This window comes from Mycobacterium sp. (assembly GCF_049673265.1).
GTDB lineage: Bacteria > Actinomycetota > Actinomycetes > Mycobacteriales > Mycobacteriaceae > Mycobacterium.
Genome location: NZ_JBATXN010000005.1, coordinates 1 through 4507, shown reverse-complemented (window position 1 = coordinate 4507; position 4507 = coordinate 1). Strand labels below are relative to the sequence as shown.

Sequence of the window (4507 nt, the reverse complement as noted above, 5' to 3'; positions counted from 1 at the left end):
CGCGGCCGCAGCTCCGGGCTTTAACCCGGACGCGCCGCCCACGCAGGATTTCATGTATCCGTCGATCGGCAGCGGCTGCTTGGCCGACGGCGGTAACGTGCTGGCGCCCGCGCTGTCGGTGGCCGGGCCCGCGAAGATCCCTGCGCCGGGCCCCAAAGCGGGACAGACCGCCTACGTCTTCACCGCCATCGGCACCCCGGGTCCTGCCGACGTGCAGAAGCTGCCGTTGAACGTGACTTGGGTGAACTTGACCACCGGCAAGTCGGGCAGCGTAACGCTCAAGCCGCAGCCGGACATCAACCCGGCCGGGCCGACTACGTTGACCGCCATTGCCGACACCGGTTCGGGCAGCGTCATGTCGACGATCTTCGGGCAGGTCACCACTAAGGACAAGCAGTGCCAGTTCATGCCCACCATCGGCTCGACGGTGGTGCCCTGACCCCGAATCAGCGGTCAGTACGCCATGAACAGGATGGCGTCGCGGTCGTACTCCAGGCCGGGATGAACACTGGCCAGGTGTGCCTGGGTGAGCTCGACCAAATCGTCTTCGTCTTTGCCGACGATGGCCTCGCCACACGGGCAGTTCAGGTGTGTCTTCACGTTGCCGCCTTTCCCTTTTGAGCTGCCTTGAGCTGCTTCTTGTATGACCGCACCTGCTCGAGCGAGCGGGCATCGGCGATATCGGCGACCGACATGTGGGTGCCGGCCTTGCCGAAGTCGCCGGCGGCCGCCCGCCAACCTTTCGGGGTCACGGAATACTGCTTACCGAGCAACGCCAGGAAGATTCGCGCCTTCTGCTCGCCGAAACCTGGGAGCGCCTTGAGTCGTCGCAGCAACTCTGGTCCGTCGGGGTCGCCCGCGGTCCACAATGCGGCGGCATCTCCGTCGTAGTTGTCCACGATGATCTGGGCCACCGCCTGGATGCGCTTGGCCATCGAGCCTGGAAAGCGGTGCACTGCAGGCCTTTCCGAGCAGAGGGCGGCGAACTTGTCCGGGTCGTAGTCGGCGATCGCGGCTGCGTCGAAGCCACCCATCCGATCGGCGATCTTCTTCGGGCCGGCGAACGCGACCTCGAGTGGGATCTGCTGATCTAGGACCATCCCCACCAGCAATGCGAACGGATCCGCTGACAGCAGCGCGTCTGCGGCCGGGTCTTGGGCAAGCTGCAGGTTCGGCACGGTCACAGTCTAGGACGGTGCTTACCGGCTACGGTGACAGTACGCAAAAGGCTCGGTGAGGGGAGTGCGTCAGGATGGCCGGCACCTACTTGAGGAACTTGGCGGGATTCACCGGACTCTCCTGTATCGCCATCGGCGTTTACCATTTCGCGCTTGGGACGGCCTCGGTTCCCGGCGCGACGGACGCCAACGCGACGGTCGATTCGCGGGAGCGGTTCTACTCTGCTTATTTCGCCGGGTATGGCCTCGCTTGGCTACGGGCCGCCCGCAAATCTCCGATCCGGGCAGGCGACGTGCGCCTATTGGCCGGGTTGATGCTGCTAAGCGGTGTTGGACGGTTGATTTCGCTGGTTTACAATGGCCGGCCACACTGGTTCCAGGAAGTGCTCGCAGCAATTGAATTCGTCGTTCCCGCCGTATTTTTCGGGATTGCCGATCGCGAAGAGAAAGCCGAGCTGCCGTCTGCCGGGTAGCTGACTACCCGCTCTTACGCCGGAACTCTCGACGGTTCTCCAGCGGTCCGTGCGCGCGGGGGCCCTTGGCGCCGCCGTCCTTATGAGCCGCTCCGGTCGCCGACTTTGCGTTCTTGCGCTCTAGGGCTTCTCGGAATTTACGTTTGGTGCCGTCCTCCGACCCGGACTCCGGCCCCGACTTGGATGCAGCCATGCCCGCAGCCTAACGCGGCGACGATGCGCGCCGCGACGCGGCGTGCGGAGTAGTCGCGCCATCGACCTGAGTCACCGCACGCCCGGAGGCATGCCGTATACGTGTGCGATCGGCATTGTCAGCAGGACGCGACGGTCGGTGACCATGGCCTGGCGGTAGTCGTCCCAGTCCGGGTGTTCACCGGCGATGTTGCGGTACAACGTGATCAGCGCTTCGACCGTCTCGTCGTCGCGCGCCAGCGCCGGCGGTGTCAGCTGTGCGGTGCCCTCGGCGACGGCATAGGACCAGCCGTCGTCGGAGCTGACCAGCAACGAGGCCCGCGGGTCGCGGCGCAGATTTCGGGTCTTGGCGCGCGGCTCGGTGACCGACACCTGGACGGCGAGCGTGCGGGCATCGAAGTGGTAACTGACGTTGGACAGCTGTGGACGCCCGTCGCGCTTGACGGTGGCGAGCACGCCGAGGGAATTATCGGCGATCACGGCCAGCAGCTTGTCGTCGAACACATGGCGTCCCATGGCGAAAGCCTACTAGTCGTCGCAGTGCCGCTACCATCACGTTCATGACCCGTTACGCGGCGTTTCTGCGCGGGGTGAACGTCGGCGGCATCAACCTCAAGATGGCCGACGTAGCGGATGCGTTGACTGAAGCCGGGTTTGGGCAAGTGCGAACGGTTTTGGCGACCGGCAACATTCTGCTGGAGTCGCGCTCTGGTGCGGATGCGGTCCGCGCCATGGCCGAGAGCGCGCTGCGGCAGCGATTCGGATATGACGCATGGGTGCTGGTGTACCCCGTCGAGACGGTGCAGACCATCGTCGATGGTTACCCGTTCGAGGCCGAGCGGGACGGCTACCAGTCTTACGTGACGTTTGTCAGCGATGCCGACGTGCTCGACGAACTCGCCGCGCTGGCTGACAACGCCGGGGCGGACGAGAAGATCAGCCGCGGACCCGGTTCTGCTCGGGTGATCTATTGGCAAGTGGCCAAGAACCACACGCTCGACAGCACCATCGGCAAAACGATGGGCAAGAAGCGATACAAATCGTCGACCACCACGCGCAACGTGCGCACGCTGGTCACAGTTCTGCGCTGATCTCAGTCGTCGGAGGCGGCCTCGAGGTAACGCAGCGCCTCGGCCTTGCCCAGTCCCAGTCCTCGTGCGACGTCGAGGTAGCTGCGCGCCGCGGCGGCCATCGCGGAATCCGACGGGTCGGCGCGGGCGACGAATGTGCCGAAGCGCCCGCGGGTTTCGACGACGCCGGCGGTCTCCAACTCGCGGTACGCGCGAGCCACGGTATTGACCGCCAGGCCCAGCTGACCGGCCAATTCGCGGACCGTCGGCAGCCGGGTTCCGGGCGGCAACCTACCGTCTCGAATCGCGTCGATGATCTGGTTTCGCAGCTGGTCGAACAGCGGTCGACCAGCTCGCCCGTCGACCCGCAGCCATTCCCCCAGCTCCACCTGCTCAGTATCGCGCAGTCCGGCTACATCGATTGCCCGACTCCTCGGCTTCGCCGAGTTTGCGATCGCCGCTATCTTGGTGGGGTGCGGATCACGGTCTTGTCCGGCGCGGGGATCTCCGCGGAGAGCGGCGTGCCGACGTTTCGCGACGACAAGAACGGGCTGTGGGCTCGTTTCGACCCCTACGAGTTGTCGAGCACCCAAGGCTGGCTTGCCAACCCCGAACGGGTGTGGGGCTGGTATTTGTGGCGGCATTACCTGGTGGCAACTGTCGAGCCCAACGACGGGCATCGCGCCGTCGCGGCCTGGCAGGACCACACCGAGGTCAGCGTCGTCACCCAGAACGTCGACGACCTGCATGAGCGTGCCGGTAGCTCGCCGGTGCATCACCTGCACGGCAGCTTGTTTGACTTCCGTTGCGCGACTTGCGATTTGCCCTACACCGGCGAACTGCCCGAGATGCCCGAGCCGGCCCTGGAAGTTGAGCCACCGACGTGCAACTGCGGCGGATTGATCCGGCCCGACATCGTATGGTTCGGCGAGCCGCTGCCAGAGGAACCATGGCAGCGTGCGGTGGACGCGACAGTCGCCGCCGACGTGCTGATCGTGGTGGGCACTTCGGCCATCGTGTATCCAGCGGCGAGCCTGCCCGAGATGGCGCTGGCGCGCGGCACGGTCGTCATCGAGGTCAACCCGGAGCCAACGCCGCTGTCCGACAGTGCCACCCTCACCGTGCGCGAGTCGGCCAGCAAGGCGTTGCCGACACTGCTGCAGCGGCTGCCCGCGCTGCTGAACTAAGCCGGCCGCCGCGCCCGGCCGAGCACGAACTCCGATACCGGCAGCGGCACCCACACCGGCAACGTCTGCTCGGTTCGGGCAATGTCCACTTCGAATCCCGCGGCGCGGATCGACTCGCCGGTGTGGCGGTGAGTGTGACAATTACCCGCCAGCTTCGGCCATATCGTCGCATCGGCGAGCCGCTGGAATCGGCCGCGAATCCCGCCGCTGGCCACATGCTCCAGATAGCGCAGCTCGCCACCCGGGCGCAACGACGAAAACAGTTGCTGCAGAACTGAATTAGGGTCATTCACCGAACACAAGACCAGCGAGCACACCACTGCGTCAAAGGGCTCGTCGGCCGAGAAATCCTCCACTGCCTCGTCGCTCACCACGACTGGAACGCCTGCGTCGGCGGCCGCGTCGCG

At 65.5% G+C, this 4507-nt stretch carries 9 protein-coding genes and 1 pseudogene; 4 read left to right on the top strand and 6 right to left on the bottom strand.

Annotated elements, in window-relative coordinates:
* Window positions 1-439: pseudogene (locus WBF82_RS00130) on the top strand (hypothetical protein); the annotation flags it as partial.
* Window positions 440-453: 14 nt separating this feature from the next.
* Here WBF82_RS00130 and WBF82_RS00125 read toward each other — a convergent pair.
* Both WBF82_RS00125 and WBF82_RS00120 read right to left on the bottom strand, forming a co-directional pair.
* Complete coding sequence (locus tag WBF82_RS00125; protein ID WP_424077929.1) at window positions 454-600, bottom strand: DUF1059 domain-containing protein; 147 nt, start codon at window positions 598-600, stop codon at window positions 454-456.
* A complete protein-coding gene (locus WBF82_RS00120; protein WP_424381088.1) occupies window positions 597-1178 on the bottom strand; it encodes an HhH-GPD-type base excision DNA repair protein in 582 nt (193 codons plus the stop codon). The genes WBF82_RS00125 and WBF82_RS00120 overlap by 4 nt, the downstream gene beginning before the upstream one ends.
* A 74-nt stretch (window positions 1179-1252) precedes the next feature.
* Here WBF82_RS00120 and WBF82_RS00115 point away from each other — a divergent pair, with 74 nt between their 5' ends.
* Window positions 1253-1651 (top strand): DUF4345 domain-containing protein, encoded by a 399-nt coding sequence (locus WBF82_RS00115; protein ID WP_424381087.1) that lies wholly within the window; start codon window positions 1253-1255, stop codon window positions 1649-1651.
* Between the two features lie 4 nt (window positions 1652-1655).
* On the opposite strand, the gene WBF82_RS00110 is transcribed toward WBF82_RS00115, so the two are convergent.
* Window positions 1656-1844 (bottom strand): DUF5302 domain-containing protein, encoded by a 189-nt coding sequence (locus WBF82_RS00110; protein ID WP_424381086.1) that lies wholly within the window; start codon window positions 1842-1844, stop codon window positions 1656-1658.
* A gap of 71 nt (window positions 1845-1915) precedes the next feature.
* Window positions 1916-2359, bottom strand: a complete 444-nt coding sequence (locus WBF82_RS00105) for a PPOX class F420-dependent oxidoreductase (RefSeq protein ID WP_424381085.1) — start codon at window positions 2357-2359, stop codon at window positions 1916-1918.
* A 44-nt stretch (window positions 2360-2403) separates the two neighbouring features.
* On the opposite strand from WBF82_RS00105, the gene WBF82_RS00100 reads away from it, so the two are divergent.
* The gene (locus tag WBF82_RS00100; RefSeq protein ID WP_424381084.1) at window positions 2404-2934 is read left to right on the top strand and encodes a DUF1697 domain-containing protein; all 531 of its coding nucleotides are present in this window, start codon (window positions 2404-2406) and stop codon (window positions 2932-2934) included.
* Window positions 2935-2936: 2 nt separating this feature from the next.
* Here WBF82_RS00100 and WBF82_RS00095 read toward each other — a convergent pair whose 3' ends face one another.
* Window positions 2937-3302, bottom strand: coding sequence for a GntR family transcriptional regulator (locus tag WBF82_RS00095; RefSeq protein WP_424077922.1), 366 nt, complete (start codon window positions 3300-3302; stop codon window positions 2937-2939).
* An 84-nt stretch (window positions 3303-3386) separates the two neighbouring features.
* Here WBF82_RS00095 and WBF82_RS00090 point away from each other — a divergent pair, with 84 nt between their 5' ends.
* Window positions 3387-4100 (top strand): NAD-dependent deacylase, encoded by a 714-nt coding sequence (locus WBF82_RS00090; protein ID WP_424381083.1) that lies wholly within the window; start codon window positions 3387-3389, stop codon window positions 4098-4100.
* Here WBF82_RS00090 and WBF82_RS00085 read toward each other — a convergent pair.
* Window positions 4097-4507: class I SAM-dependent methyltransferase (locus WBF82_RS00085; protein WP_424381082.1), on the bottom strand; the 411-nt coding region annotated here is incomplete at its 5' end. The two genes, WBF82_RS00090 and WBF82_RS00085, sit on opposite strands and share 4 nt — an antisense overlap.